This window comes from Paramagnetospirillum caucaseum (assembly GCF_000342045.1).
Taxonomy (GTDB): Bacteria; Pseudomonadota; Alphaproteobacteria; order Rhodospirillales; family Magnetospirillaceae; genus Phaeospirillum; species Phaeospirillum caucaseum.
This window is the reverse complement of record NZ_AONQ01000012.1, coordinates 15,042-41,593: the sequence shown is the minus strand read 5'-3', so window position 1 is coordinate 41,593 and position 26,552 is coordinate 15,042. Positions and strand designations below refer to the sequence as shown.

The 26,552-nt window shown below is 67.4% G+C and carries 25 protein-coding genes; 5 read left to right on the top strand and 20 right to left on the bottom strand.

Annotation, left to right across the window (positions count from 1 at the left end; all coding sequences use genetic code 11):
• The first annotated feature begins 26 nt into the window (after window positions 1-26).
• Complete coding sequence (gene trmFO / locus H261_RS06215; protein ID WP_008615530.1) at window positions 27-1,370, top strand: methylenetetrahydrofolate--tRNA-(uracil(54)-C(5))-methyltransferase (FADH(2)-oxidizing) TrmFO; 1,344 nt, start codon at window positions 27-29, stop codon at window positions 1,368-1,370.
• A 133-nt stretch (window positions 1,371-1,503) separates the two neighbouring features.
• On the opposite strand, the gene gloA is transcribed toward trmFO, so the two are convergent.
• The 19 genes from gloA to H261_RS06120 all read right to left on the bottom strand — a co-directional run bounded on the left by gloA (window position 1,504) and on the right by H261_RS06120 (window position 20,403).
• A complete protein-coding gene (gene gloA, locus H261_RS06210) occupies window positions 1,504-1,899 on the bottom strand; it encodes a lactoylglutathione lyase (protein WP_008615528.1) in 396 nt (131 codons plus the stop codon).
• Entirely contained in the window at window positions 1,889-3,064 is a 1,176-nt protein-coding gene (lpxB, locus tag H261_RS06205) for a lipid-A-disaccharide synthase (protein WP_008615526.1), read from the bottom strand. Before lpxB ends, gloA begins: the two co-directional genes overlap by 11 nt.
• Window positions 3,058-3,885, bottom strand: coding sequence for an LpxI family protein (locus H261_RS06200; RefSeq protein ID WP_008615524.1), 828 nt, complete (start codon window positions 3,883-3,885; stop codon window positions 3,058-3,060). The genes lpxB and H261_RS06200 overlap by 7 nt, the downstream gene beginning before the upstream one ends.
• Window positions 3,875-4,666: an acyl-ACP--UDP-N-acetylglucosamine O-acyltransferase gene (gene lpxA / locus H261_RS06195; RefSeq protein WP_008615523.1), complete on the bottom strand. Its 792-nt coding sequence runs from the start codon at window positions 4,664-4,666 to the stop codon at window positions 3,875-3,877. The genes H261_RS06200 and lpxA overlap by 11 nt, the downstream gene beginning before the upstream one ends.
• Window positions 4,663-5,130: a 3-hydroxyacyl-ACP dehydratase FabZ gene (fabZ, locus tag H261_RS06190; RefSeq protein ID WP_008615522.1), complete on the bottom strand. Its 468-nt coding sequence runs from the start codon at window positions 5,128-5,130 to the stop codon at window positions 4,663-4,665. The genes lpxA and fabZ overlap by 4 nt, the downstream gene beginning before the upstream one ends.
• A gap of 21 nt (window positions 5,131-5,151) precedes the next feature.
• The gene (gene lpxD / locus H261_RS06185; RefSeq protein ID WP_008615520.1) at window positions 5,152-6,171 is read right to left on the bottom strand and encodes a UDP-3-O-(3-hydroxymyristoyl)glucosamine N-acyltransferase; all 1,020 of its coding nucleotides are present in this window, start codon (window positions 6,169-6,171) and stop codon (window positions 5,152-5,154) included.
• A gap of 4 nt (window positions 6,172-6,175) precedes the next feature.
• On the bottom strand, window positions 6,176-6,817 hold the full coding sequence (locus H261_RS06180) for an OmpH family outer membrane protein (RefSeq protein ID WP_008615519.1): 642 nt from the start codon (window positions 6,815-6,817) through the stop codon (window positions 6,176-6,178).
• A gap of 43 nt (window positions 6,818-6,860) precedes the next feature.
• A complete protein-coding gene (gene bamA, locus H261_RS06175; protein ID WP_040475830.1) occupies window positions 6,861-9,128 on the bottom strand; it encodes an outer membrane protein assembly factor BamA in 2,268 nt (755 codons plus the stop codon).
• Between the two features lie 44 nt (window positions 9,129-9,172).
• Window positions 9,173-10,330: an RIP metalloprotease RseP gene (gene rseP, locus H261_RS06170; protein ID WP_008615516.1), complete on the bottom strand. Its 1,158-nt coding sequence runs from the start codon at window positions 10,328-10,330 to the stop codon at window positions 9,173-9,175.
• Between the two features lie 3 nt (window positions 10,331-10,333).
• On the bottom strand, window positions 10,334-11,497 hold the full coding sequence (locus tag H261_RS06165) for a 1-deoxy-D-xylulose-5-phosphate reductoisomerase (protein WP_008615515.1): 1,164 nt from the start codon (window positions 11,495-11,497) through the stop codon (window positions 10,334-10,336).
• Between the two features lie 10 nt (window positions 11,498-11,507).
• Complete coding sequence (locus H261_RS06160) at window positions 11,508-12,296, bottom strand: phosphatidate cytidylyltransferase (RefSeq protein WP_008615511.1); 789 nt, start codon at window positions 12,294-12,296, stop codon at window positions 11,508-11,510.
• Between the two features lie 7 nt (window positions 12,297-12,303).
• A complete protein-coding gene (locus H261_RS06155) occupies window positions 12,304-13,035 on the bottom strand; it encodes an isoprenyl transferase (protein WP_008615510.1) in 732 nt (243 codons plus the stop codon).
• Between the two features lie 17 nt (window positions 13,036-13,052).
• A complete protein-coding gene (frr, locus tag H261_RS06150; protein WP_008615509.1) occupies window positions 13,053-13,625 on the bottom strand; it encodes a ribosome recycling factor in 573 nt (190 codons plus the stop codon).
• Window positions 13,626-13,646: 21 nt separating this feature from the next.
• The gene (pyrH, locus tag H261_RS06145) at window positions 13,647-14,369 is read right to left on the bottom strand and encodes a UMP kinase (protein WP_008615508.1); all 723 of its coding nucleotides are present in this window, start codon (window positions 14,367-14,369) and stop codon (window positions 13,647-13,649) included.
• Window positions 14,370-14,521: 152 nt separating this feature from the next.
• Complete coding sequence (gene tsf, locus H261_RS06140) at window positions 14,522-15,448, bottom strand: translation elongation factor Ts (RefSeq protein ID WP_008615507.1); 927 nt, start codon at window positions 15,446-15,448, stop codon at window positions 14,522-14,524.
• Between the two features lie 90 nt (window positions 15,449-15,538).
• Window positions 15,539-16,339 (bottom strand): 30S ribosomal protein S2, encoded by an 801-nt coding sequence (rpsB, locus tag H261_RS06135; protein ID WP_008615505.1) that lies wholly within the window; start codon window positions 16,337-16,339, stop codon window positions 15,539-15,541.
• Between the two features lie 287 nt (window positions 16,340-16,626).
• Window positions 16,627-17,469: a penicillin-insensitive murein endopeptidase gene (mepA, locus tag H261_RS06130; RefSeq protein WP_008615503.1), complete on the bottom strand. Its 843-nt coding sequence runs from the start codon at window positions 17,467-17,469 to the stop codon at window positions 16,627-16,629.
• Entirely contained in the window at window positions 17,469-18,641 is a 1,173-nt protein-coding gene (locus H261_RS06125; protein WP_008615502.1) for an HD-GYP domain-containing protein, read from the bottom strand. Before H261_RS06125 ends, mepA begins: the two co-directional genes overlap by 1 nt.
• A gap of 136 nt (window positions 18,642-18,777) precedes the next feature.
• Window positions 18,778-20,403 (bottom strand): acyl-CoA synthetase, encoded by a 1,626-nt coding sequence (locus H261_RS06120; protein ID WP_008615499.1) that lies wholly within the window; start codon window positions 20,401-20,403, stop codon window positions 18,778-18,780.
• A gap of 199 nt (window positions 20,404-20,602) precedes the next feature.
• On the opposite strand from H261_RS06120, the gene H261_RS06115 reads away from it, so the two are divergent.
• The 4 genes from H261_RS06115 to H261_RS06100 all read left to right on the top strand — a co-directional run bounded on the left by H261_RS06115 (window position 20,603) and on the right by H261_RS06100 (window position 25,721).
• Window positions 20,603-21,820: a GGDEF domain-containing protein gene (locus tag H261_RS06115; RefSeq protein WP_008615498.1), complete on the top strand. Its 1,218-nt coding sequence runs from the start codon at window positions 20,603-20,605 to the stop codon at window positions 21,818-21,820.
• Between the two features lie 193 nt (window positions 21,821-22,013).
• A complete protein-coding gene (mamU, locus tag H261_RS06110) occupies window positions 22,014-22,919 on the top strand; it encodes a lipid kinase MamU (RefSeq protein WP_008615497.1) in 906 nt (301 codons plus the stop codon).
• Window positions 22,916-23,713, top strand: coding sequence for a metallophosphoesterase family protein (locus H261_RS06105; RefSeq protein WP_008615496.1), 798 nt, complete (start codon window positions 22,916-22,918; stop codon window positions 23,711-23,713). The genes mamU and H261_RS06105 overlap by 4 nt, the downstream gene beginning before the upstream one ends.
• 31 nt (window positions 23,714-23,744) lie before the next feature.
• A complete protein-coding gene (locus H261_RS06100) occupies window positions 23,745-25,721 on the top strand; it encodes an O-linked N-acetylglucosamine transferase, SPINDLY family protein (RefSeq protein WP_008615487.1) in 1,977 nt (658 codons plus the stop codon).
• On the opposite strand, the gene H261_RS06095 is transcribed toward H261_RS06100, so the two are convergent.
• Complete coding sequence (locus H261_RS06095; protein WP_008615484.1) at window positions 25,718-26,539, bottom strand: class I SAM-dependent methyltransferase; 822 nt, start codon at window positions 26,537-26,539, stop codon at window positions 25,718-25,720. The genes H261_RS06100 and H261_RS06095 overlap by 4 nt on opposite strands.
• Between the last annotated feature and the right edge of the window lie 13 nt (window positions 26,540-26,552).

Below are 26,552 nucleotides of genomic sequence, written 5' to 3'. Positions count from 1 at the left end.
GCCTTCGAGCCTCTATCTCCGTCGGCATGACCCGCACCGTCCATGTGATCGGCGGCGGGCTTGCCGGGTCGGAAGCCGCCTGGCAGCTCGCTCAGGCCGACATCCCCGTCATCCTCCATGAAATGCGCCCGGTGCGCACCACCCCGGCCCATCAGACCGATGGCCTGGCCGAGCTGGTGTGCTCCAACTCGCTGCGCTCGGACGATGCGGATTACAACGCCGTCGGCCTGCTGCACGAAGAGATGCGCCGCGCCGGCTCCCTGATCCTCGCCCAGGCCGATATCCACAAGGTTCCGGCCGGCGGTGCCCTGGCGGTGGACCGCGACGGTTTTTCCCAGGGCGTCCAGGCGGCGCTTTCCTCCCACCCGCGCATCACCATCCTCCGCGAGGAGGTGGCCGGCCTGCCGCCCGAGGAGTGGGAACAGGTGGTCATCGCCACCGGCCCCCTGACCTCGCCGGCCATGGCCGAGGCGCTGAAGGGCGTGACCGGCGAGGATTCGCTCGCCTTCTTCGACGCCATCGCCCCCATCGTCACCAAGGACAGCATCAACTTCACCAAGGCGTGGTTCCAGTCGCGCTACGACAAGGGCACCGGCTCGGACTACATCAACTGCCCGCTGGACAAGGAGCAGTACTACGCCTTCATCGACGCCCTGATCGAGGGCGAGAAGGTGCCGTTCCACGAATGGGAGAAGGACACTCCCTATTTCGAGGGCTGCCTGCCCATCGAGGTGATGGCCGAACGCGGCAAGGATACCCTGGCCTTCGGTCCCATGAAGCCGGTGGGCCTGACCAATCCCAATGGTCCCAAGCCCTTTGCCGTGGTGCAGTTGCGCCAGGACAACGCGCTGGGCACGCTGTACAATCTGGTGGGCTTCCAGACCAAGCTGCGCCATGGCGAGCAGGCCCGCGTCTTCCGCGCCATTCCCGGCCTGGAGAACGCCGAGTTCGCCCGCCTGGGCGGCCTGCACCGCAACACCTTCGTCAACGGTCCGCGTGTCCTCGACCGCACCCTGCGTCTCAAGGCCCAGCCCCGGCTGCGTCTGGCCGGGCAGGTCACCGGCTGCGAGGGGTATGTGGAAAGCTCGGCCATCGGCCTGCTGGCCGGCCTGTTCGCCGCCGCCGAGGCGCGCGGCGAGGAGATGTTCCGCCCGCCCGCCGTCACCGCGCTGGGTGCCCTGCTCAACCACGTCACCGGCGGGGCCGAGGCCGAGACCTATCAGCCCATGAACATCAATTTCGGCCTGTTCCCGCCGCCGCCCGAGCGCGACGACCGCGGCCGCCGCGTCAAGGGCCGCGATCGCAAGAAGCTCTATGCCGACCGGGCGCGCGAAGCGCTGACTCCCTGGATCGATTCGATTCGGAAATAGACCTGCTCCGGGGCTTCAGCCCCGGTTCCCGGCTGGAGGCAATGCCTCCAGACCGCCCTTTGATTCATAAAAATAAGTGGGTTCGTGGCATCGCCCCGGACGGGTACGGGCCTGTGGCCCGCTCGCGTAGCGGTCACTTCGCCTGGATCAGCTCGATCTTGTAGCCGTCCGGGTCCTCGACGAAGGCGATGACGGTCGAGCCGTGCTTCATGGGGCCGGGGGCGCGGACGATCCTGGCGCCGGCCGCTTCCAGATCGGCGCAGGCCTTGTAGGCGTCGGGCACGCCGAGCGCCAGATGGCCGAAACCGCCGCCCAGCTCGTAGGATTCTGTGTCCCAGTTGTGGGTCAGTTCGATCACCGTGCCGGAGGCCTCGTCGCCATAGCCGACGAAGGCCAGGGTGAAGCGTCCCTCGGGGTAATCGGTGCGCCGCAGCAGCTTCATGCCCAGCAGGCTGGTGTAGAAGGCGATGGAGCGGTCCAGGTTGCCCACCCGGATCATGGTGTGGAGAAAGCGCCAGTCAGCGGTCATTGTCCGGCTCCCTATGTTGCCTGATGAAATCGATCACCGCGTCGGCGGCCCGCCGGCCCGGACTTTCACCGCCCAGGCCGAGCTTTTCCAGGGCGCGGCGGGCGCCGGCCGCCTGCAGGGCGCGGGCCGCCTCGTCGGTCAGCAGATGCTCCACCGCCGCCGCCAGCCTGTCAGGGCGGCAATCGTCCTGGAGCAATTCCGGCATCACCGCCTCGTCGACCAGGATGTTGACGAGGGTGACGAATTTGAGGCTGAGCCCCAGGAAGCGGGTGGCGATGAAGGCCGACAGCGGCGACACCTTGTAGGTGATCACCGCCGGCAGCCGGGCCATGGCCAGTTCCAGGGCCACCGTCCCCGAGGCCGCCAAAGCGGCGTCGCAGGCGGCAAAGGCGTCGTATTTCTCCGGCCCGCGAACCACGAGAGTGGGCAGCGGCCAGGACTTGACCGCCTGGGACACCTCGTCGGCCACCGTCTCGACGGTGGGCACCACCACCGCCAGACCGGGGAAACGCCGGGCGAGGATTTCCATGGTCTGGCCGAACGGTTCCAGCAGCCGGGCCGTCTCGGAATGGCGGCTGCCGGGCAGCACGCAGAGCAGTCTGGCGCCGGGGGCGATGCCGTGGCGGGCCCGGAAGGCGGCGCCGTCGCCCTTGGCCGCCGGTCCCTCGATCACCGGATGGCCCACATGCAGGGTCTTGAGCCCCTCCTTCTCGAACCATGCCGGCTCGTTGGGCAGCAGGGTGAGCAGCAGGTCCAGCACGCGGGCGAGCGTCCTGGTGCGTCCCGACTTCCAGGCCCACACCATGGGCGCCACGTAGTGGATGCGCGGGGTCTTCGAGCCCCGCTTCTTCAGGCCCGCGTGGATACGGCCGTTGAATCCCCAGGAATCGATGGTGATCAGGGCATCCGGCCGTTTCATTTCGATATCGGAAATGGTCTCGCCCACCCGGCGCAGGATGCGGGGGATGCGCGGCAGCACCTCGACGAGGCCCATCACCGACAATTCGGTCATGGGAAACAGCGAGGCCAGCCCTTCGGCCCGCATGTTCTCGCCGCCGATGCCGGCGAAGGCGACGCCGTCGCCCAGGCGTTCCTTCAAGGCCGCCATCAGCCGTCCGCCCAGCAGGTCGCCCGACGGCTCGCCGGCGATGAGGTAGATCAGCATTGAGGCGACTCGACGCCGACCACGAACAGGCCGAGGCGGTCGGCCTCGGCCGCCATGGAATCGCGGTCCAGCACCAGGGCACCCCCCGCTTCCACCGCGATGCCGCGCAAGCCGGCGGCGGACGCCTCGCGCAGGGTGGCGAGGCCGATAGTGGGCAGGTCGATACGGCGATCCTGGCCCGGCTTCCTCATCTTGACCAGCACGCCGCCCAGGCCTTCGCGGGCCAGGGGAGCGCAACGGCGGAGCAGGTTGTCGGTGCCCTCGACGGCCTCGATTCCGAGCACGATGCCCTGCTGCACCACCACCGCCTGTCCGACGTCGAGGGCGCCCAGGCCGCGCGCCACCTGGACGCCGCGCGCGATGTCGGCGCCGGCCTGCTCGTCGGGGGAAAGGTTGCCATAGGGGCCGGGAATCGCCAGGCAGCCGGAGAGGACCTCGTCGACCCCGACCACCTTGAAGCCCTCGCCTTCCAGTTCGGCGGCCACGGCGCGCAGTAACCCGTCGTCCCCCAGGGCCTTGAGCCCGACGCGGGCGAAGAAGCGGGCGGTGCGGAAGTCGGGGGCCAGTTCCAGGATGCTCGGGCGGCGGACCGGGCCGATCATCACCACCTCGGCGACGCCGGCCCGGCGCAGACGCTCGAAGCCGGTGCCGGCCTCGCCCAGGCGGACCCAGTCCTGGGGCGCCTCGTCGCCGATCACCCGGGGGTCGGCATGGCCCGAAAGGGCAAGGATGTGAAAGGGCCGCCCCTGGGCGCGGCAGGCGGCGGCGACCAGTCCCGGCAGGTCGCCGCCCCCGGCAATGATGCCGAGCTTAGGAGCCATTCGGCGTGCTGAGCGAGCGCGACGAATCCGAACGGATGAAGGCGACGATCTCCATCACCACCGGATGGTCCTTGAACTGCTCCTCCACGTCCGACAGCCGCTCCTGCAGCGTGCCTTCCGGCGCGAACATCAGGCGGTAGGCGTTCCTCAGCGTGTGGATGTCGTCGCGCGAGAAGCCGCGGCGCTTCAGCCCCACGATGTTCAGGCCGTTGAGATAGGCGCGGTTGCCGATCACCATGCCGAAGGGGATCACGTCGGCCTCGACCCCCGACATGCCGCCGATCATGGCGTGGCGGCCGATGCGCACGAACTGGTGCACCGCCGACAGGCCGCCCAGGAAGGCGTATTCACCGACGATCACATGGCCGGCCAGGGTGGCGTTGTTGGCCATGATGACGTGATCGCCCAGGATGCAGTCGTGGGCGACGTGGGCGCTGGCCATGAACAGGCAGTTGTCGCCCACCTTGGTCACCATGCCGCCACCCTCGGTGCCGGGATTCATGGTGACGTGCTCGCGGATCTGGTTGTTGGCTCCGATCTCCAGGGTCGAGGGCTCGCCCTTGTACTTGAGATCCTGGGGGCGGTGGCCGATGGAGGCGAAGGGGAAGATGCGGGTGCCGGCCCCGATGGTGGTGCGCCCGGCCACCGCCACATGGGAGACCAGTTCCACGGATTCACCCAGGGTGACGTCGGGGCCGACCACGCAGAACGGGCCGATGACCGCCGAGTCGGCGACCTCCGCCTTGGGATCGACGACGGAAGAAGGATGGATGTTTGTCATTTCTCGTCCAGGATCATGGCGGCATAGGTGGCTTCGGCGACAAGAACGCCATCGACCTTGGCTTCACCCCGGAACTTCCACACGGTGCCGCGCGAGCGTTCCTTGAAGACGTGGATCATCAGCTGGTCGCCGGGACCGACCGGCTTCCTGAACCGGCAGTTCTCGACGCTCATGAAGTAGACCAACTTGCCCTCGGCCGATTCGCCCAGGGTCTCAACCACCAGCACGGCCGCCGTCTGGGCCATGGATTCGATGATCAGCACGCCGGGGAAAACCGGGCGCGACGGAAAGTGGCCCTGGAAGAACGGCTCGTTGATGGTGACGTTCTTGATGCCTACGGCACTTTCGTTGGCCACCACCTGCACCACCCTGTCCACCATCAGAAAGGGATAGCGGTGCGGGATCATCTGGATGATCCGGCTGATGTCGATGACCTTGCCCTGGTCGGTGTTGACGGTATCCATGACTCGCGTCCTGCTTTGACCTTAACCTTTTTTCCGCGCCATCTTGCCCAGGATGGCGGACTGGCGCAGCCAGTCCGCCATGGGCACGGCGGGCGCGCCGCCGACGGTCTCTCCCGGCGCGATGTCGCGCATGACGCCGGCCTGGGCGGCGATGCGCGCGCCCGATCCGATCTTCAGATGGCCGGTGATGCCGGCCTGGCCGCCCGCCGCGACGAAGTCGCCCATGCGGGTCGAGCCCGAGATACCCACCTGCGCCACGATGACGCAGCCGCATCCCAGCTGCACGTTGTGCCCAATCTGGACGAGGTTGTCTATCATGCAGCCGTCGCCGATCACCGTATCCGGCCCGGCACCCCGGTCGATGGTGGTGTTGGCGCCGATCTCGACATTGTTGCCGATCACCACGCGGCCCAGCTGCGGCACCTTCAGGTGGCCCTGCGGCCCCATGGCGAAGCCGAAGCCGTCCTGGCCGATGCGGGCGCCGGGATAGATGTTGACCCGGTTGCCGGCCAGGGCGTGGGAAAGGGTCGCGTTGGCGCCGACGATACAGTCGTCGCCCAGTTCCACGCCTTGCCCGATCACCACGTTGGCGCCGATGCGGCAGCGGGCGCCGATACGGGCGTTGGCGCCGATCACCGCGCCGGGTTCGATCCGGCAGCCCTCGCCCACCGAGGCGCTGGGATCGACCCAGGCGGTGGGCGCCACCCACGGCTCGGGGACCGGAACGGGATAGAACGCCTGGGCGATGCGGGCATAGGCGCGATAGGGATCGGGCGACAGCAGCAGGGCCATGCCGGAAGGGGCCTTGTCGGCCATCTCGGGCGCCACCACGCACAGCCCGGCCTTGCTGGCCTGGAAGGCGGCGACGTATTTGCGGTTGTCAAGGAAGGAGACGGCATCCCCCCCGGCCTGCTCGAGCGGCGCCACATCCACGAAGATGGCCGACGGGTCGCAGCCCTCGGCCAAGGCGGCGCCGGACAGCTCCGCCAGTTGGGCGAGGGTGAAAGGACCGGCTTTGGTAAAGAAACGGGAATCGGCCATGATGTCACTTCTTGCCGGACTTGGAGGGTAGGGCTTCGGATGACGAAGGCTCGTCAACCTGAGGGGTGGGGAAGTTGACGGTCGGCAGCTTGCGGTTCAGCCGCTCGATCACCTGGACGGTGACGTCCATGCGCGGCTCGTGCAGGACCACCTGCTGCTTGGGCAGAACCAGATTGGCGCCCATCTCCGCGGCAATTTCCCCGGTAATGGTCAGGATGGCGTTCATCAGTTCCGCCATGGCGGAATCCGTCGATTTCTCCAGTGCCCGCACCGCCATCTGGGTCCGGTTCTGGAAGGCCACCACCTGCAGTTCCAGGGCCTTGACCTTCTGGTCGTAGGCTTCCTGCGGCATGGTCCCCTTCTGCTTGGCCAGATCCTGGTCGCTGCGCTGCAGGGCCTGGCGGGCGGAATTGAACTCGGCCTGGAAGTTCTGCTGGTACTTGTCGCGCTGGGCCGCCAGGGCCTTGCCCGGCAGGGATTCCCGCTGGGCCTGCTGGATATCGACGATGATCAGGCTCATGGGCCCGCCCGAAGCTCGCTGGGCCGCGGCGGAGCCGCCGGCCAGGAGCAACGCCGACACCACCAGCGGCAACAGCGACACCAGACGGGCGGCCAGGGCAAGGCGGCGTGACACGCTGTTCTTCACGACATCTCTTCCACTTGCAGCCGCAACTCGCCCGCGAGCACGGTCAGAACTTGGTTCCGAAGTTGAACCGGAAGTATTCCTTCTTGTCGAACTTCTCCCGCACGACCGGATATCCGAGATCAACGGAAACCGGTCCCATGGGCGACTTCCAGGCAAGGCCGACACCGGGGGCGACACGGATCGAACTGGACTGCTGCACCGCGGTGGTATCCCGGGTGTCGGTCTCGCCGGCGGTACCCACGTCGGTGAAAGCCACGCCGGCAATGCCGAACTCCTCCGGCAGGCCCAGCGGGAACTTGACCTGTGCCGAGCCCACCGCCTGCCACAGGCTGCCCAGGGCGTCGCCGGTCCCGCTGTCGCGGGGGCTGATGCCGCCATTGGCGAAGCCGCGCAGGTTGTCGCCGCCGACATAGAAGCGGTCGGTGATGCGGACTCTCTGGTCCAGGCCGTAGACATAGCCGACCGTGCTGCTGAGGCCGAGAATGACCTTGTCGGTCAGGGTGAAGTACTGCCCGCCGCTGAGGATGCCGCGCACGTAGCGGACGTCGCCGCCGAAGCCCGCCGCATCGGTTCCCAGCCGGATGAAATAGCCCTCGGTCGGATCGATGCGGGAATCGCGCCGGTCATACAGCAGGGTCTGCCCGACGATCGAGCTGACCTTCGAACCGATCTGTTCCTGCACGTAAATGGAGGAACTGTTGACCCCCTTCACCGTGTCCTGCTTCAGGGTGTACATCCAGTCCTGGCGCAGGTTCTCGGACATGCGGTAGCCCATCCGGACGTCACCGCCCAGGGACGAGGCGTCGTACGAGCTTTCACGCTGCATCTTGCGGTCGATGACGAAGGCGTCAAAGCCGGCCGACACCTCACGGTCCATGAAATAGGGCTCGGTGAACGACAGGTCGAGGCTGCTCCGCTTGGTGCCGAGGCCGGCCCCCAGGCGCAGGTCCTGGCCGCGGCCCAGCAGGTTGCGTTCGCGCAAGCTGGCCTCGACGATCGGCCCGGCCGAGGACGCCCAGCCGACGCCGAACATCAGTTCGCCGGTGGATTTTTCCTGCACATCCACCTTGACGATGGTGCGGTCCGGGGCGGAATCCGAGGGAACGTTGGTGATCTCCGCCTTCTCGAAGAAGTTGAGATCCCGCAGACGCTGGCGTGAACGGCGCATCTTGGCCGAGTTGAAGGCATCGCCCTCAACCAGTTGGAACTCGCGGCGGATTACCTTGTCCAGGGTGCGGACATTGCCGGAAATATCGATGCGCTCGACGAAGACGCGCGGACCTTCCTGAATCTCGTAGGTGATGTCGATGGTCTGGGTTTCGCGGTTGCGCTGCACCTGGGGCTTCACGTCCACGAAGGCGTAGCCCTTGGTGCCGACCGCGTCGACCAGCTTCTGGACGATGTCTTCGACCTGATCGGCGTTGTACCACTCGCCCGGCTCGCTGACCAACAGCGGCTGCAGATCCTCGGGTTTCAGGTCGCGCAGATTGGCGTTGATGGTCGAGCTGCCGAACTTGTAGCGCTCGCCCTCATCAATGGTATAGGTGATGAAGAACCCTTCGCGCGACGGCGTCAGTTCGGCGATGGCCGAACCGACCCGGAAATCGGCGAAGCCGTGCTTCAGGTAGAAGCGGCGCAGCAATTCGCGGTCATAGGTGACCCGGTCGGGATCATAGGTGTCGTCGCTGGAGAGGAAGCGGTACCAGCGCTCTTCCTTGGTCTGCAGCACCTCGCGCAGCCTGTCCTGGTCGTAGCGCTTGTTGCCGACGAAGGCGATGCGCCGCACATAGGTGGGCTGACCCTCGGTGATCTCATAGACCAGGTCGACGCGGTTCTGCTCCAGCTGGATGATCTTGGGTTCGACCGTGGCGGCGAAGCGGCCGCTGCGGCGGTAGAGCTCCAGCATGCGCTTGACGTCGGACTGGACCTTGGAGCGGGTATAGACGGTACGCGGGCGCAGCTGCACCTCGCTGTTCAGCTGCTCCTCCTTGATACGGTTGTTACCCTCGAAGGCGATGCGGTTGATGATGGGGTTTTCCACCACGCGCACCACCAGCTGGTCGCCTTCGCGGCGGATGGCCACGTCCTGGAACAGCCCGGTGTTGAACAGCGCCTTCAGCGAGCGGTTGACGCGATCGGCATCGTAGAGGTCGCCCTCGGCGATGGTCATGTAGGACTTGACCGTCTCGAGTTCGATACGCTGGGTTCCCAGGATGGAGATGGAGCGAATCCGTCCGCCGTTCTGGGCCGATGCCGGCATTGCACCGGCAAGAACTCCCAGCATCACAGCGGTCCACAGCACGAAACGCATCCAGGCCCCCCTTACGTCCGCAATACCGTTCCCTTGGACCCGGCTCACGAAAACAGCCGCTTCACCATATCCCAAATCGGCAGCGACACAAGGTCGTTGCGGGTGGCAAAGACCATCAAGGCCAATACCAGAAACAACCCGATTCGGAAACCATATTCTTGGGCCTTCTCCCCCAGGGGACGGCCAAGAATGGCCTCGAAGGCGTAAAACATTAGATGGCCGCCGTCGAGAATCGGGATAGGAAAGAGATTGATCAGGCCAAGATTGAGCGACAGCAAAATCGTGTAGAAGACTACGCTGGCCAGCCCGATCTGTGCCGCCTCCCCTGCCCCCTTGGCGATCCGGATCGGCCCGCCCAGTTCATCGGTGTCGCGGGTGCCATTGATCATCTGGCCGATGCCGATGAAGGTGGAGCGCACCATGCTCTCGGTCTCGGCCAGGGCCTCGCCCAGGGCCGAGATGGGACCATGCTTGACCACCATGGTGCTGGAGGGGTCGGCGGAGATGCCCAGGACCGGCACCTTCTCCATGTCGCCGAACACGCCCTTGCGCTGGATGATGCGCGGCCGGGCGGTTACCTCGAATTGCGCATCGGCACGCCGGACCGACAGGGACAGGTCCTGCTCGATCTCCAGGCGGACCATGCGCTGGATGTCCTGGAAACGCTCGACGGCGCGGCCGTTGATGGCGGTGACGCGGTCGCCGGCCTTCAGCCCGGCCGCCTCGGCGGCGGTGCCGGGATGGACGGTGCCGATCACCGGCTGGGTCACCGGCTGGCCCAGCACCATGAACATGCCCATCAGGCCGAGGATGGCGAACAGGAAGTTGGCGGCCGGCCCCGCCACCACGATGGCGGCGCGCTGGCCCACCCGCTTGTGGCTGAAGGCCTGGGCCTTCTCCGCCTCGGTCATGGGTTCGCCGCTGGCGGTGGCGGACGCCGCGTCGGCGTCGCCGAACATCTTGACGTAGCCGCCCAGCGGCAGCAGGCCGATGCGCCAGCGGGTACCGTCGGCGGCGACGCGGGCCCAGACCTCCGGCCCGAAGCCGATGGAGAACACCTCCACCTTGACCCCGTTCCAGCGGGCCACCAGGAAATGCCCCAATTCGTGGACGAACACCACGACGGTCAGGATGACCAGGAAGATGACCAGATAATACCAGACGCCGTGCAGGACGCTGTTGAGCAGGCTGGTGAGGTCCATGGCCTAGCGGCCGCCGTCGATGATCGTGGAGGCGAAGCGCCGCGCCTCGGCATCCTGCGCCATGACGTCGTCGATGCAGGTCAGCGCGCAGTGGGCCACGCCGGCCACGGTGCGTTCGACGATGCTGGCGATGTCGAGGAAGCCGATGCGCCGCCCCAGGAAGGCGGCCACCGCCACCTCGTTGGCGGCGTTGAGCACCGCCGCCGCCGATCCGCCGGCCCGGAGCGCCTCGCGCGCCAGCCGCAGCGACGGGAAGCGGACCGGATCGGGGGCCTCAAAGGTCAGGGTGGCGATAGCGGCCAGATCGAGCTTGGGCGCCGGCGCCTCGATGCGGTTGGGCCAGCCCAGGGCGTAGGCGATGGGGGTGCGCATGTCGGGCGAGCCCAGTTGGGCCAGCACCGAACCGTCCACATAGGCCACCAGCGAATGGATCACCGACTGGGGATGCACCACGATGTCGATCCTGTCCTCGGGCATGTTGAACAGGTGGTGGGCCTCGATCAGCTCCAGACCCTTGTTGAACATGGAGGCGGAATCCACCGAAATCTTGGCGCCCATGGACCAGTTGGGATGGGCCACAGCCTGTTCCGGCGTGACGTCGGCCATGAACTCGCGGCTCTTGGTGCGGAACGGCCCGCCCGAGGCGGTCAGGATGATCTTCTCGATCTTGTCGTGCTGGTCGGCCTCGAACACCTGGAAGATGGCCGAATGCTCGGAATCCACCGGCAGCAGGGTGGCGCCGTGCTTTTCCACCTCGGCCATCATCAGCTGGCCGGCGCAGACCAGGCATTCCTTGTTGGCGAGACCGACCACCGCGCCGCGGCGCACCGCCGCCAGGGTGGGCGCCAGGCCGGCGGCGCCGACGATGGCGGCCATCACCCACTCGGCGGGCCGTTCGGCGGCGGCAACCACCGCCCCGGGGCCGGCGGCCACCTCGATACCGGTTCCGGTCAGGGCGGCCTTCAGCGCGCCATAGGCGCCTTCATCGGCCACCACGGCCAGCCGGGCCTTCAGTTTCCTGGCCTGCTCGGCCAGGATATCGACCCGCGAGTTGGCGACCAGGGCCTCGACCCGGTAGAGGTCGGGACGCCGCTCGACCAGATCCACCGTGTTGCAGCCGATGGACCCCGTCGAGCCCAGAATGGTGACACCCTTGCGCCCGCTCATCGCATTTCCTTCATTGCCAGTCCAGGACCGTCCGACCGGTCGCCAGGGAGAGTGCCGCCACCGCCAGGGCCGCGGTCAGCAGGCCATCGACGCGATCGAGCACGCCGCCATGGCCTGGGATGATATTGCTTGAATCCTTGACGTTGCAACGCCGCTTGATCCACGACTCGAACAGGTCGCCCGCCTGGGCGACCACGGCCACCGCCGCGCCGACTCCGAACACGCCCGCCCCGGCGACGGCGCCCACCGCCAGAGCGACCAGGAATGCCGCCAGTCCCGCCGAGATCATGCCGCCGATCAGGCCGGCCCAGGTCTTCTTGGGGCTGACCATGGGCAGCAGCTTGGGCCCGCCGATCAACCGGCCGAAGGCATAGGCACCGATATCGGTGGACCACACCACCAGCAGCAGCCACCAGATCACCGCGTTGCCGGCGACCGGGTCGGCGCGCAGCCAGACCAGGATCACCGACGGCAGGCCGGCATAGACCGCGCCGAATCCCGCCCAACTCCGCCCCGAGCGGTCGTCGCCCGCCAGCCCGGCGGAAGCCAGGGCGGCCAGCGCCACGAAGCCCAGGCCGATATCGGGCCGGGCCACCGCCAGCAGCGAGGCGACGGCGCACCCCACCGAGGCCACCCGTCCCGACAGGGGGAAACCGCCGTTCAGCATGCGGTGCCATTCCCAACACATCAGGGCGGCGGCCAGGGCGATCAGGGCGGCGAAGGCATAGCCACCGGCCCAGGCGGCCAGCAACGCGGGCGGAGCCATCACCAGGGCGGATAGGGCGCGGGTTTTCAGCACCGAGGCATTACCTGGCCGTTCCGAAACGACGGTCACGGCCATGGAAGACGCGGATGGCGGCCTCCAGCTCGTCCCGCCCGAAATCGGGCCACAGGGTATCCATGAACACCAGTTCGGCATAGGCGCCCTGCCACAGCAGGAAGTTGCTGATGCGCTGCTCGCCGCTGGTGCGGATGATCAGGTCGGGATCGGGAATGCCGGACGTGGACAGCCGGGCGGTGATGGCATCCTCGTCCACCGCGTCGGCGGCGATCCGCCCCTCGGCCACGTCGCGGGCCAGGGTCCTGGCCGCCTCGACGATCTCCTGCCGGCCGCCGTAGGACAGCGCCAACAGCAGGGTCAGCGCCGTGTTGCCGGCGGTCTTGGCCTCGGAATCCTCGATCAGGCGGACGATGTCCGCTCCCAGGCGGGCGCGATCGCCGATCACCTTGAGGCGGATGCCGTTCTTGTGGAGGTTGTTGACCTCGTTGCGCAGGTAGAGACGCAGCAAGCCCATGAGATCGGTGATCTCGCCGGCCGGGCGCTTCCAGTTCTCGGACGAGAAGGCGTAAAGGGTCAGGTAGGAGACGCCCAGTTCCCGCGCTGCCTCCACCGTGCGGCGGACCGCCTCGGCGCCGCGCTTATGGCCGGCGGTGCGCGGCAGACCGCGCGCCTTGGCCCAGCGCCCGTTGCCATCCATGATGATGGCGACGTGCACCGGCGGCGGTGACTGGTCGGCGGGGGAAAGCATGGGCTCCATACCGGGTCCTCGCCTCCTCAAACCTGCATGATTTCCTTTTCCTTATGGCCCAGGGCCTCATCGATCTTCTTGATCGTCTCGTCGGTGATGCTCTGGATCTCTTTCTCGTGCTTCTTGATCTCGTCCTCGGAGATGTGGCCGTCCTTTTCCATCTTCTTCAGCGTGTCCATGCCGTCGCGGCGCACGTTGCGCACCGAGATGCGGGCCTGCTCGGAATACTTGCCGGCGACCTTCTGCAACTCCTTGCGGCGCTCCTCGTTCAGGGCGGGAATCGGCACGCGGATCGTCTGGCCGTCGGCCTGGGGATTGAGGCCGAGGCCGGCATTGGCGATGGCCTTCTCGACGGCCTTCACCTGGGACTTGTCCCACACCTGAACGGTCAGCATGCGGGGCTCGGGCACCCCCACCGTGCCGCACTGCGACAGCGGCATGGTCTGGCCATAGGCCTCGACCACCACCGGGTCCAGCAGGTTGACGGAGGCGCGGCCCGAACGCAGGCCGGAGAATTCCTTCTTCAGCACCTCGACGGCACTGTCCATGCGCCGGGTGATATCCTTCTTGAGGTCGTTCCAGTTGGTCGGAGCGGACACGATCGACTCCCCTGAGGCTTGTTAATCGTTGGCGATGATGGTGAACAGACCGCGTCCCGAGACCGTTTCGGCGAAGGCGCCGGGCCGGTGCAGGTCGAACACCACGATGGGAACCTTGTTTTCACGGCACAGCGCGATGGCGGAGGTATCCATCACGGCCAAGTCGCGGGCCAACACGTCGTTGAAGGTCAGGCGGTCGTAGCGGACCGCGTCCTTGACCTTCTTGGGATCGGCGGAATAGACCCCGTCCACCTGGGTGGCCTTCAGCAGGGCGTCGCAGCCCATCTCGACGGCACGCAGCGCGGCGGCGGTGTCGGTGGTGAAGAACGGGTTGCCGGTACCGGCGGCGAAAATCACCACCCGGCCCTTTTCCAGATGGCGGATGGCGCGGCGGCGGATGAAGGCCTCGCACACGGTGGGCATGACGATGGCCGACTGGACGCGGGTCTCGACGCCGACCTTCTCCAGGGCGTTCTGCACCGACAGCGCGTTGATGACGGTGGCCAGCATGCCCATGTTGTCGGCCGCCGCCCGCTCCATGCCGGACGAGGCGCCGGACACGCCGCGGAAGATGTTGCCGCCGCCGATCACCACGCAGACCTCGACGCCAAGGTCGCGGACGGATTTCACTTCACGGGCGATACGGTCGACGGTCTCGGGATCAAGGCCGTACTCCCGGGTTCCCATCAGGCCTTCGCCCGAAATCTTGAGGAGAACGCGGCGGAATTTGGCGTCGCTGGCCATGGAATCCTCGGGCTGGAAAGTCTTGCCAATCTGCTTGGCGCGGGCGGCGGCGATCATACACCATTCCACCTGCCTGTCTCCCCCCCTTATGGGGAGAAAAAAGGCCGCCCGCCCCTGGATGGAAGCGGGCGGCCCGAACGCTTGGCCTTCGATCAGCCGCCCAGCTGGGCGGCCACTTCGGCGGCGAAGTCCTTCTCTTCCTTCTCGATGCCCTCGCCCAGGGCGAAGCGGGCGAAACCGGCCAGCTTGACCGGCGCGCCGATCTCCTTGCCCAGGTTTTCGAGAACCTTGGAGATCTTGTTCTCCTGGTCGATGACGAAAATCTGCTCGGACAGGCAGACTTCCTCGTAGTACTTGCGGATGCGACCTTCCACCATCTTCTCGATGACGGCGGCGGGCTTGCCCGAAGCCTGGGCCTGCTCGGTCAGCACGTTGCGCTCGCGGTCCAGGGCACTGGTGTCGACCACCGACGGGTCCAGGAACAGCGGGTTGGCGGCCGCCACATGCATGGCGATCTGCTTGCCCACTTCGTTCAGGCGGTCGGCATTGCCGGTGGACTCCAGCGCCACCAGGCAGCCGATCTTGCCCAGGCCGGGAGCGATGGCGGTGTGGACGTAGGAGGCGACCACGCCGGCCGACACTTCCAGGCGCACGGCGCGGCGCAGCGACATGTTCTCGCCGATGGTGGCGATCAGGTGGGTCAGCTGCTCGGCGACGTTCTTGTCGGTGCCGGGGCAGGCGGCGGCCTTGATGGCCTCCACGTCGGCGCCCTTATCCAGCGCCACCGCGGCGACGGAGGCCACGAAGCCCTGGAACTGGTCGTTGCGGGCGACAAAGTCGGTCTCGGCATTGACCTCGACGGCGACGCCCTTGTTGCCGGCAGCATTGATGCCGACCAGGCCCTCGGCGGCGACGCGGCCGGCCTTCTTGGCGGCGGCGGCCAGGCCCTTCTTGCGCAGCCAGTCGATGGCGGCCTCGACGTCGCCGGCGGTCTCGCCCAGCGCCTTCTTGCAGTCCATCATGCCGGCGCCGGTCTTCTCGCGCAGTTCCTTGACCAGCGAAGCGGTAATCTCGGCCATGGGTATTCCCCTCTCGACGAATGAATTGGTTGGTTCTCAAGCGAATGGCGGCGACATCCGGTCGCCGCCATCGCAACAGTCTTACGGAGCCTAGGCCTGCGGAGCGGCGGCTTCCTCGGCGGCCGCCTCGGCGACCACTTCCGGAATCTGCTCGACCGGGGCCTCGGCCGCGGCGCCGACGTCGCCGCCGCCACGGGTGATCTCGGCCTGGATGCCGTCCAGCACGGCGCCCGACATCAGATCGCAATAGGTCTGGATGGCGCGGATGGCGTCGTCATTGCCGGGGATCGGATAGGTGATGCCGGCCGGATCGCAATTGGAGTCGATGATCGCCACCACCGGGATGCCCAGCTTGTTGGCTTCCTGGACGGCCAGGGCCTCCTTGTTGGTGTCGATGATGAACAGGATGTCGGGCAGACCGCCCATGTCCTTGATGCCACCCAGGGCGCGGTCCAGCTTCTCCTTCTCGCGCGACAGGACCAGCTGCTCCTTCTTGGTCAGGGCGGACAGGGCGCCGGACGCCAGCTGCTCGTCCAGCTCGCGCAGGCGGCGGATCGAGTTGGAGATGGTCTTCCAGTTGGTCAGCATGCCGCCGAGCCAACGATGGTTGACGAAGTACTGGCCACAACGCTTGGCCGATTCGGCGACGATCTCGGAGGCCTGGTGCTTGGTGCCCACGAACAGGACGCGGCCGCCGCCGGCGGTCACGTCGCGCACCGCCTGCATGGCACGGTGCAGCATGGGCACGCTCTGCTGCAGGTCGATGATGTGGATGCCGTTGCGGATGCCGAAGAGGTACGACGCCATCTTCGGGTTCCAGCGGCGGGTATTGTGGCCGAAATGCACGCCGGCTTCGACGAGCTGGCGCATGGTGAACGAGGGCAGAGCCATTGGATAAGTCCTTTGCTTCTCCGGTTGAACCTCCGCGGGTGTGGCCAGGAAAACTCCCGGCACCGGAGCGAACGGACGGTACAGACGCACCGCCGCCGCGATCCCGCGTGCGGATTGGTGGCGGGGTTCTACGCCCTTCCCCACCGATTTGCAAGAGATGTTGATGAATGGTCCCGAGAACCAGATGAAATGGCTTATATTTCGTCCGGTTCCCGGCCAGCGCGAGGCGCGCCGCGGCTTATACCGCGTAAGCCAAGCGAAGCGCCCGGCGTTTGAGGGGCTGTGTATCAGCCCTTGGGGAACAACCCGGCGCAGGCTTCGGGCAGCGGGCGGGACTGGCGGTGCGGCCGGGAGGGCGGTGCCGGCCAAGTGGGCTTGACCGACCATGATTCCAGTTCGGCGCCGCAGCCGTCGCCCTCGGGCATGGGCTTTTGCCGCTCGCAGCCGGGGCTGTCCGCGGGGCAGGTCAGCCGCACGTGGAAATGTTCGTCATGGCCCCACCAGGGGCGCAGCTTGCGCAGCCAGTCGCGATCGCCATCGGCGGGAGCGGCGCGGCACATGGCCTTCTTGATGGCCGGATTGACGAAGATGCGGTCGACCTGGGGAGCGCGGGCGGCCAGTTCCAGCAGGCGGGCCTGAGCCGGGGTCCAGGTGCTTCCGTCGATCTCGGTACCGTGGACCATGGAAACCGGCCGGGGCGTCTCGATCTCGGCGCGGCTCAGCGGCCTGGCGGGCAGCCGGAACCAGATGTCCACGTCCAGGCCGTTCTGGTGGCTGCCGTGGCCGAACGACATGGGGCCGCCCCGGGGCTGGGCCAGATCGCCGATCAGCAGCGGGCCGGCGATCCCCTCGCCTTTCGCCGCCCGGGCCAGGTCGCCGACGAAGCGGATGGTGGCCGGGTGGCCCCAGTTGCGGTTGCGCGACGGGCGCAGCACCTGGAACGCATGCTCGTCCTCGGCCAGCGCCACCGCCCCCTTGAGGCAGCCGGCGGCGGGCGAGCCGATCACCGAGGCCGGACCGTGGGCGGGATCGCCCACCCTGGACCATTCCGGAGAACCGGGCTCGGCGGCCATCGCCCCCGTCCCCAGCAGCAGGGCGGACAGTATCAGCAGGCGGGGCAAGGGATGCATCAATCGTAGACCGTCTCGTCGAACCGAGCCTGAATATCGCCGATCGTGGCGACGCTGTCGACAAGGGCGGCGACGCAATCGGGATCGAACTTCGTCCCGGACTGGCTGCGCAACAGATCGAAGGCCTTGTCGTTGGTCCACGGCTCCTTGTAGGGCCGCGCCGAGGTCAGGGCGTCGAACACGTCGGCCACGGCGGCGATGCGCGCCTCCAGCGGGATCGCCTCGCCGCTCAGGCCATAGGGATAGCCGCTGCCGTCCATGGCCTCGTGATGATAGGCGATGACGTTGCGCAGCATGGGGAAATGCGGCAGGGATTGCAGCCCCATGTCGCCGACCATCAGGTCGACGATCTCGACGCCCCGGGCCACATGCCCCTTCATGATGTTGAATTCCTGGGGCGTGAGGCGAGCCGGCTTGAGCAGGATGTGGTCGGGCACCGAGATCTTGCCGAGATCGTGCAGCGGCGCGAACTGGAACAGGTATTCCACGAACTCGTCGTTGAGGCCGTAACGCGGCGCCAGCTTCAGGGCGATGGCCCGGGTATAGCGGGCCATGCGGGCCAGATGGGCGCCGGTTTCCTCGTCCCGCACGGTCGAGACCTGGCGGATCACCTTCACCGCCGCCTGCATCATCCGCACGGTGTCCAGTTCGCGCATGACGATCTGCGCGATCAGCTCGGCATAAGGGCGCAGGCGGTGGAGGACCGGGGCCGTGAAGAACCCGGTCTCGAACGAGTTGAGGAACAGGAAGCCGTAGAACATGCCCTTGGACTGGATGGGCACCGTGTAGCTGGAGCGGTATCCCGATGCCACCAGCCGTATGGCATGATCCCGTCCGGCCAACGCCACCTTCTCCAGATCGTTGAGCGTCCGCCGCCCACCCATGCGGGCCAGCAACTTGAGACCCGGCATCTCGGACAGCTTGGCGGTCGAGTGCTCGAGCGGATTATCGCCGTCGCTTGAATGAATGAAAGTCTTGAGGATATCCGACGACTCGTCGTAAAGGGCGATGGCGATACGGTTCAGGCCGCCGAGAGAATCGTCGCCCTTGATCTCGTCATGAAGACAGATCAGCCGTTCGGCCAATCCACGATGGGCCGCCGTCGTGGGCATGGGCACCCCGACATTGTGCTTCACTGTCTTTGCCTGATCGTCGCTGACCTTGATGTTCATCACGGCGGAACTATAGCCGCGAGTGGTCGGACCAGTCAAATCATCGGAGGCCATACACCGAAAGATGTTCTCGCCATTTGCTTGCACCGGAAGGTATGCGGCCCGGAACGGAATCCCCGGCCGCACGCCCGGCAGATCAATCGTTGATCTTCTTGGCCATTTCCCGCAACACGAACTTCTGCACCTTGCCGGTGGAGGTCTTGGGCAGCGAGGTGAAGACCACGGTGCGCGGACATTTGTAGTGGGCCAGACGCTGGCGGCAGAAGGCGATGATCTCGTCGGCGGTGGCGGTGGCGCCCTCCTTCAGGCCGATGAAGGCGCAGGGCGTCTCGCCCCATTTCTCGTCGGGACGGGCCACCACGGCGGCCTCGCCCACCGCCGGATGCTGGTAGAGCACCCCTTCCACCTCGATGGTCGAGATGTTCTCACCGCCCGAGATGATGATGTCCTTGGAGCGGTCCTTCAGCTCGATATAACCGTCGGCGTGCCAGACGCCCAGATCGCCGGTGTGGAACCAGCCGCCGGAGAACGCCTCCTGGGTGGCGGCGGGATTCTTCAGGTAGCCCTTCATCACCACGTTGCCGCGATAGAACACCTCGCCCATGGTCACGCCGTCCTGGGGCACCGGCACCAGGGTCACCGGGTCGGCGACCATCATCGCCTCCTCGTTGACGTAGCGTACGCCCTGGCGCGACTTCATCCTGGCCCGTTCGTCCAGCGGCAACTCGTCCCATTCCTCGTGCCAGGCGCAGACGGTGGCCGGGCCGTAGACCTCGGTCAGGCCGTAGACGTGGGTGATCTTGAAGCCCTGGGATTCCAGCCGGCCGATCACCGCCGCCGGCGGCGGCGCGGCGGCGGTCATGAACTCCACCGGATGGGGCAGCGGCCGGCGGTCCTTTTCCGGGGCGTTGATCAGCATGCCCATGACGATGGGCGCGCCGCACATATGGGTGACCTTGTGCGTCTCGATGGCGGCGAACATGTGGCCGCCATCCACCCGGCGCAGGCAGACATTGGTGCCGGCCAGCGCCGCCAGGGTCCAGGGGAAGCACCAGCCGTTGCAGTGAAACATGGGCAGGGTCCACAGATAGACCGGGTGCCCCGTCATCCCCCAGTTGACGACGTTGCCCAGGGCGTTGATGTAGGCGCCGCGATGGTGATAGACCACGCCCTTGGGATTGCCGGTGGTGCCCGAGGTGTAGTTGAGCGCGATGGCGTCCCACTCGTCGGCCGGCCAGACCCAGGCATAGTCGGGATCGCCGCCGGCGATGAACGCCTCGTATTCCATCTCGCCCAGCATCTCGCCGCTGGTCACCGCCGCGTCGTCGATGTCGATGACAATGGGCTTTTTCGCCACCAGGGACAGGGCCTTCCTGATGGTCGGCGCGAATTCCCGGTCGGTGAGCAGCACCTTGGCCTCGCCATGGTCCAGCATGAAGGCGATGGCCTCGGCGTCGAGGCGGATGTTCAGCGCGCACAGCACGCCGCCGGTCATGGGCACGCCGAAGGCGGCCTCGTAGGCGGCCGGGGTGTTGGCGGCCATCACCGCCACGGTGTCGCCCACCCCCACCCCCCGGGCCGCCAGGGCCGAACCCAGCCGCCGGCAACGCTCGTAGGTCTGCTTCCAGGTGAAGCGCAGTTCGCCGTGGATCACCGAAACGCGGTCGGGATACACGGAAGCCGAGCGCTCGAGAAAACCCAGCGGCGTCAGCGGCACGTAATTGGCCGGATTCTTGTCGAGATGGGTGTTGTAGGCGGACATCTGCGTCTCCCGTAATTGCCCGGATACGGCCTTTCCGGCCCGTTGTTGTCCCTGGAGCATGCGGCTGGAGCGGATGCTTTTCAACCGGGATTTGCCATGCTTGACCATTGTCAAAATGTGGTTTTTCCAATACCCTCCGGCCCGGTGCGCATACGGGGCTCACTGGGCGGGAGTTGTGGCTGTGGATGGTTCTGGGCACATGCAATCCGATCTGATCGACGCCAACAATTCGGGCCCCAAGGGCTGGCGTTCCTTCGCCGCCCACCTGTTCGCCCCCATCAAGATCACCTGGGGCCAGTTCTTCGATCTGCTGGTCCCCATGCGCCACTCCGCCCACATCCGCCGCCACGCGGCGTCGGTGATCATTTCGCGCATCCAGCTGGTGGCCGCCATCTTCGCGGTGATGGTGCCGCTGTGGTCGGTCATCGACTGGTTCGTCTTCCCCTGGCCGCAATGGGCGATGATGACCGCGCTGCGCCTGGGCTCGGGAATCGTCTTCCTGCTGCTGGCCTGGCCGTGGGACATCACCAAGACCCGGCTGCAGGCCGATTCCATGCTGATGGCCCTGCTGCTGGTGCCGCCGGTGTTCTACCTGATCTCCATCAGGGTGACCGAGGATCTGCAGGTCACCGGGGTGGCCCTGCTGGTCACCAAGCTCTATGCCCTGATGCCCAATATCGTGCTGGCCGGTCTGGCGATCTTTCCGCTGACCGCCTTCGAGGTGGCGCTGTTCTCGGCGCCGGCCTTCGTCTTCGCGGTGCTCGGCCTGCTGATGGGCGGCCAGACCCTGTCCATGGATATTCACGGCCCCATGTTCTGGCTGATGGTGCTGGTGATGGGCGTGGCCATGTTCTCGGGCATGAGCCAGCTGCACTACATCACTGCCCTGGTCAACCGCGCCATGATCGACCCCCTGACCGGCGCCTATACCCGGCGGTCGGGCGGCGAGGCGCTGGACCTGCAGTTCCGTCTGTCGGCCATGCGCAACACCCCGCTGGCCATCGCCTTCTTCGATCTCGACAAGTTCAAGTCCATCAACGACACCTATGGCCACGAGGAAGGCGACAAGGCGCTGAGAGCCCTGGCCGACAACCTGCGCCAGGGCCTGCGGCGCGGCGACGTCCTGGTGCGCTGGGGCGGCGAGGAATTCGTCGCCATCCTGACCGACACCAATACCGACGGCGCCCGCATCCTGATGGAGCGCCTGCGCGCCACCGGCTTCGGCCCACGCCCCGACGGCGCCCCCATGACCGCCTCCATCGGCGTGGCCGAGCGTCTGGCCGACGGCGCCGCCGATTGGCCGCGCCTGATCGAGCTGGCCGACCAGCGCATGTACGAGGCCAAGCGGGCTGGACGCGACCGTGCCGTGCTGCCCGAGGGCCAGACCCTGGTGTTCGGCGACAAGCCGATCTTCTGAGGGCTCAATGAATTGAGCCCTCGCAAGCCCTCAATCGCCGGGCGCTTCGCTTGGCTTTCCGCGGCACCGCACGCGAAAGCGTGCTGCCATAAGCTTTGCCGGCGAAGCCGGCGCCCGCGCGGCCCTTTGGGCCTAGTCAAGGCCCGACTCATCGAGCCTTGACAGCCTTGGCCGAGTGGCGTGCAGTCACAGGATGAAACTGGCCCTCGTCATCAACCGTTCCGCCGGAACCTTCCGGCGCCTGCCGCTGGATTCCACGGTGGCGGCCATCGTCGTCGCCCTGGCCGGGGCCGGGCACGTGGTACGCACCGAGACCGTCGGCCGGCGCGAACTGGCCCGCACCCTGTCGCTCATGGCCGAGAGCCGGGATGTCGACGCCGTGGTGGTGGGCGGCGGCGACGGCACCATCCTCACCGCCATCCTGGCCGGGCTGGGGCGGGACAAGCCGCTGGGCATCCTGCCGCTGGGCACGCTCAACCTGTTCGCCCGCGACCTGGGCCTGCCCCAGGACCCGGTGGAGGCCGCCGGCATCCTGGCCACCGCCAGCGTCCGCGACATCGACCTGGCCGAGGTCAACGGCCTGCCCTTCGCCATCTGGGCTTCCATGGGCATGCATCCCTGGGTGGTGCGGCGCCGCGACCACATGCAGCGCGGCGGCATGGCCAAGGGCCGCGCCATGCTGCTGGCGGCGCTGAAGGCCTTCCGCCGCTTTCCCCTGATCGACGTAACGCTCAGCCTGCCCGAGGGCAACGTCACCGTCTCCACCCCCATGCTGTTCATCGCCAACAATCCGTGGCGCGAGGAGCCGCTGCCCCTGTCGCGCGAGGCGCTGGACACCGGCAAGCTGGTGATCCATGTGGCGGCCTGTTCCGGCCGGCTGTCGCTGCTGTGGCTGTTCTTCGAGGCGGTGATCGGCCATTGGCGGGCCAGCCCGCGCCTTCGCACCTACACCACCGAGCAGGTGCGGGTCACCAGCCGCAAGCGCCGCATGATGGTGTCCCTGGACGGCGAAGTGACGGTGATGAGCGCCCCCCTGGTGTTCCGCGCCCGTCCCAAGGCGCTGCGGGTGCTGATGCCGGCGGGGGAGGAGGAACGGTGAGGACCGTCGCCCACCTCTCCGACCTGCATTTCGGCCGCACCGACGCCCGGGTGGTGACGGCCCTGCTCCACGACCTGCAGCACCAGCGCCCCGATCTGGTCATCGTCTCGGGCGATCTGACCCAGCGGGCCCGCTCGCACCAGTTCGCCGAGGCCAGGGCCTTCCTCTCCCACTGCCCCGCCCCCGCCCTGGTGGTGCCGGGCAATCACGACCTGGAGCCGCTCTATCGCCCGTGGAAGCGCATGTTCCGGCCGCGCGCCAAGTTCCACAAGCACCTGCCCGGCCACGATTCCTTCCCGGCTTGGCGCGACGAAACCCTGGTGGCCATCGGGCTGGACAGCACCCGGTCCCTGCGCTGGAAGTCGGGCGCCCTGAAGGGGGCTCATCTCGACCATCTGGAAGCCACCCTGGACGGCGCGCCCGCCGAGGCCACGCGGCTGGTGTTCCTCCACCATCCGCCCTCCACCGCCTCGGGCGGCCATCCCTACGAGGCGCTGGTCGAGCACGGCGTCGATGCCGTGCTGACCGGACACGTCCATCACGCCCGCGTCGAACTGATCAACGGCGTGCACGGCCATTCCCTGGTGCTGGTCCAGGCCAGCACCGCCTGTTCCACCCGGCTGCGCGAGGATGCCAACGGCTATTGCCTGCTGCGCTTCGATGCCGGCCACATGGAGGTGGCCATCCGGGGGTGGAGCGGCGAGGCCTTTCACACCGTCCGCCACCACTGGTTCGAGAAGCGGGCGGGGACATGGCGCACGATCCCCCATCCCCATCACGTCTTTCCGGCTTGATGCGCCCGGCATTTGAGAGCATGGAAAGACCATGAGCATCGATCAAGAAATGGCGAAGGCGGTCAAGCTGGCCCAGGCGGGCAAGCTGAAGCCGGCAATCGCCATCCTGGACGGTCTGGTCAAGGCGGCGCCGTCATCGGTTCCGGTGCGCTACAATCTGGCCCTGTTCCTGCTGATGGCCGGCCGCCACGCCGAGGCGCTGCCCCATCTCGACCGCATCCTGGCGGCCCAGCCGGGCCATCCGCCCTCGCTGTTCAGCAAGGCCAAGGGGCTGCTGGCGCTGGACCGCGCCGCCGAGGCCCTGCCCATCCTGGAACGCCTCGCCGCCGGCAACGACCCGGAAAGCCTGCTGGCGCTCGGCAACGCGCTCCGTTCGCTGAACCGCATGGGCGAGGCGGCCCAGGCCTTCCGCCGCCTGACCCGGGTGGCCCCCGCCTTCGCCGGCGGCCATATCAACCTCGCCATCCTGCTGGTGTCCTCGGCCGACAACGCGGCGGCGCTGGACGCCCTGGACGAGGCGGTGCGCCTGCATCCCGGCATCGCCGAACTGCAGGCCATGCGGGGACAGGCGCTGCTGCGCCTCGGCCGGCACCAAGACGCTATCGCCGCGCTTGGCAAGGCCCTGGCGATCAATCCCGCCCTTGCCCCGGCCAAGGGCCACCTGCTGCGCGCCTGCCGCGAGACCGCCGACTGGGACGGGGAGGAACGGCTGTTCGCCGAGATCCGCGCCGCCATCGCCCGCGGCGAGGTCAAGGGACAGCTGCCCCTGTCCACCCAGGATGCCCTGTTCTACCCGTTCAGCGGCGAGGAGATGCGCCGCATCGCCGGGCTGGAGGCCGCCTTCCGGGTACCGGGCCAGCCCCGGCCAGTGGTCCGCCCGACGCCCAAGGCCCCGCCGCCCTTGGTGGTGGGCTACCTGTCCCCCGATTACCGCGAGCACGCCACCATGCATCTGGCCGGCGACGTCTTCGCCGCCCATGACCGCGGCCGGGTGCGCCCCATGGCCTATTCCGTCGGCCCCGACGATGGCTCGGGTTGGCGCAGGCGGGTGGCCGGCGGCTGCGAGGGCTTTGTCGACCTGTCCGCCCTGGGCGATCGCGCCGCCGCCGAGCGCATCGCTGCCGACGGGGTACACATCCTGGTGGATCTCTCGGTGTTCACCCGCCATGCCCGTCCCGGCATCGCCGCGTTACGCCCCGCCCCGCTCCAGGCGGTGTGGCTGGGTCTCGCCGCCAGTTCTGCCGCCCCTTGGGCAGACTACGCCATCGTCGATCCCGTGCTGGTGCCGCCCGCCCATGCCGGCCATTTCACCGAGAAGCTGATCCGGCTGCCCGACACCTACCAGGCCAACCTCGCCTGGACGCCGCCCGGGCCATTGCCCTCCCGCGCCGCCCTGGGCCTGCCGGAGGACCGGCTGGTGCTGTGCTCGTTCAACGGCCACCGCAAGCTGGACCGCGCCAGTTTTACCCTGTGGCTGGAGATTCTGGCGGAGTTGCCCGATGCGGTGCTGTGGCAGCTGGCCCCGCCGGACACCGCCCGCAAACGGCTGGAGGAGGCCGCGCGAAACGCCGGCATCGATCCCGCCCGCCTGATCTGGGCGCCGGCCCTGCCCAGGCCCGAGCATCTGGCCCGCCTGCCCGCCGCCGACCTGTTCGTCGACGCCCTGGTCTGCGGCGCCCATACCACCGCCGCCGATTCCTTGCGCATGGGGGTGCCGCTGGTCACGGCGGCCGGCCCGCGCCTGGGCTCTCGGGTCGCCGCCTCGCTGCTGCACGCGGTGGGCTTGCCCGAACTGGCGGTGACCGACGCCGCCGCCTTGAAGGAGCTGGCGGTGGGCCTGGGGCGTGACCGCGACCGGCTGGCGGCGCTCCGGGCGCGGCTGGCGGAGTTGCTGCCCTCCTCACCAGCCTTCGATCCGTCCCGCTTCGCCCGTGGACTGGAAGCCGCCTACGAGGCCGCCTGGGCACGCCATACTGCTGGAAAAAAACCTGCCGATATAAGTGTTTAACGTCGCTTCTTGATGTTCAGCCAGAACGACGTGCTGGGTGCCGGAAAGGTATTGGTGCCGATGGCCTGCCACAGCGGCGCCAGCCTTGGCGACAATTGCGGGTCCTGCGTCACGGCGTAATTGGGAAAGGCCGGTTCCAGCCACTTGGCCTCGCCCAGCAGCAGGGCGGCCAGCAGGTATTGCTCGTTGTACATCAGCCCCTCGGCGGCCGGGGGGTAGTCGTAGGGCAGGTAGACGTCGTGGACGTGGACGATGACGCCGGGCGGCAGTTCCGGCAGCACCTCGAGGAACAGGGCGGTGACATCGGAATTCTCGAACGAACGGTGCGACGAATCGATGAACAGGATGTCGCCGGACTTCAGGCGCGAGAACACGGAAGGATCGACGAATTCGGCCGGCGCCCGGATCACCTCGTCGCATAGGGCATCGACCTCGGCGCGCGGCTGCGGATCGATGGAGACGATCCTGGTCCGCAGTTTGCGCGCGGTGATGGCGTGGCGGGCGAATTTAGTGGAATTGCCCGAGCCGATCTCGATCAGCAGGCGGGGATCGTGCCGCACCAGCATGCCGGTCAGCATGATGGCGTCCAGGGCGCTGAACCACGGGTTGATCCAGCGGGGGCCGGGGGCCTCGTCGGGCGCTTCCAGCGGAATGGCGGCGAAGTGGTCGGCCAGCCCCAGCAGGGACTCGATGCGGCGGCCATATTCAACCCGCTGGCGCCCGATGATCTCGGTGAGACGGGGATGGGTCGGCTGGCCGAAGCCCCAGCGCGGCTGGCAGGTGTAGCCGTAATTGCCGATCTTGATCCTGGCGGTCAACCTCGCATCCCTT

Bases quoted from the DNA above. Each gene is read 5' to 3' on its own strand.
- trmFO (WP_008615530.1), top strand. From the start codon at position 27: ATGACCCGCACCGTCCATGTGATCGGCGGCGGGCTTGCCGGGTCGGAA.
- gloA (WP_008615528.1), bottom strand. From the start codon at position 1,899: ATGACCGCTGACTGGCGCTTTCTCCACACCATGATCCGGGTGGGCAAC.
- lpxB (WP_008615526.1), bottom strand. From the start codon at position 3,064: ATGCTGATCTACCTCATCGCCGGCGAGCCGTCGGGCGACCTGCTGGGC.
- H261_RS06200 (WP_008615524.1), bottom strand. From the start codon at position 3,885: ATGGCTCCTAAGCTCGGCATCATTGCCGGGGGCGGCGACCTGCCGGGA.
- lpxA (WP_008615523.1), bottom strand. From the start codon at position 4,666: ATGACAAACATCCATCCTTCTTCCGTCGTCGATCCCAAGGCGGAGGTC.
- fabZ (WP_008615522.1), bottom strand. From the start codon at position 5,130: ATGGATACCGTCAACACCGACCAGGGCAAGGTCATCGACATCAGCCGG.
- lpxD (WP_008615520.1), bottom strand. From the start codon at position 6,171: ATGGCCGATTCCCGTTTCTTTACCAAAGCCGGTCCTTTCACCCTCGCC.
- bamA (WP_040475830.1), bottom strand. From the start codon at position 9,128: ATGCGTTTCGTGCTGTGGACCGCTGTGATGCTGGGAGTTCTTGCCGGT.
- rseP (WP_008615516.1), bottom strand. From the start codon at position 10,330: ATGGACCTCACCAGCCTGCTCAACAGCGTCCTGCACGGCGTCTGGTAT.
- H261_RS06165 (WP_008615515.1), bottom strand. From the start codon at position 11,497: ATGAGCGGGCGCAAGGGTGTCACCATTCTGGGCTCGACGGGGTCCATC.
- H261_RS06155 (WP_008615510.1), bottom strand. From the start codon at position 13,035: ATGGAGCCCATGCTTTCCCCCGCCGACCAGTCACCGCCGCCGGTGCAC.
- pyrH (WP_008615508.1), bottom strand. From the start codon at position 14,369: ATGGCCAGCGACGCCAAATTCCGCCGCGTTCTCCTCAAGATTTCGGGC.
- tsf (WP_008615507.1), bottom strand. From the start codon at position 15,448: ATGGCCGAGATTACCGCTTCGCTGGTCAAGGAACTGCGCGAGAAGACC.
- rpsB (WP_008615505.1), bottom strand. From the start codon at position 16,339: ATGGCTCTGCCCTCGTTCACCATGCGCCAGCTCGTCGAAGCCGGCGTG.
- mepA (WP_008615503.1), bottom strand. From the start codon at position 17,469: ATGCATCCCTTGCCCCGCCTGCTGATACTGTCCGCCCTGCTGCTGGGG.
- H261_RS06125 (WP_008615502.1), bottom strand. From the start codon at position 18,641: ATGAACATCAAGGTCAGCGACGATCAGGCAAAGACAGTGAAGCACAAT.
- H261_RS06120 (WP_008615499.1), bottom strand. From the start codon at position 20,403: ATGTCCGCCTACAACACCCATCTCGACAAGAATCCGGCCAATTACGTG.
- H261_RS06115 (WP_008615498.1), top strand. From the start codon at position 20,603: ATGCAATCCGATCTGATCGACGCCAACAATTCGGGCCCCAAGGGCTGG.
- mamU (WP_008615497.1), top strand. From the start codon at position 22,014: ATGAAACTGGCCCTCGTCATCAACCGTTCCGCCGGAACCTTCCGGCGC.
- H261_RS06100 (WP_008615487.1), top strand. From the start codon at position 23,745: ATGAGCATCGATCAAGAAATGGCGAAGGCGGTCAAGCTGGCCCAGGCG.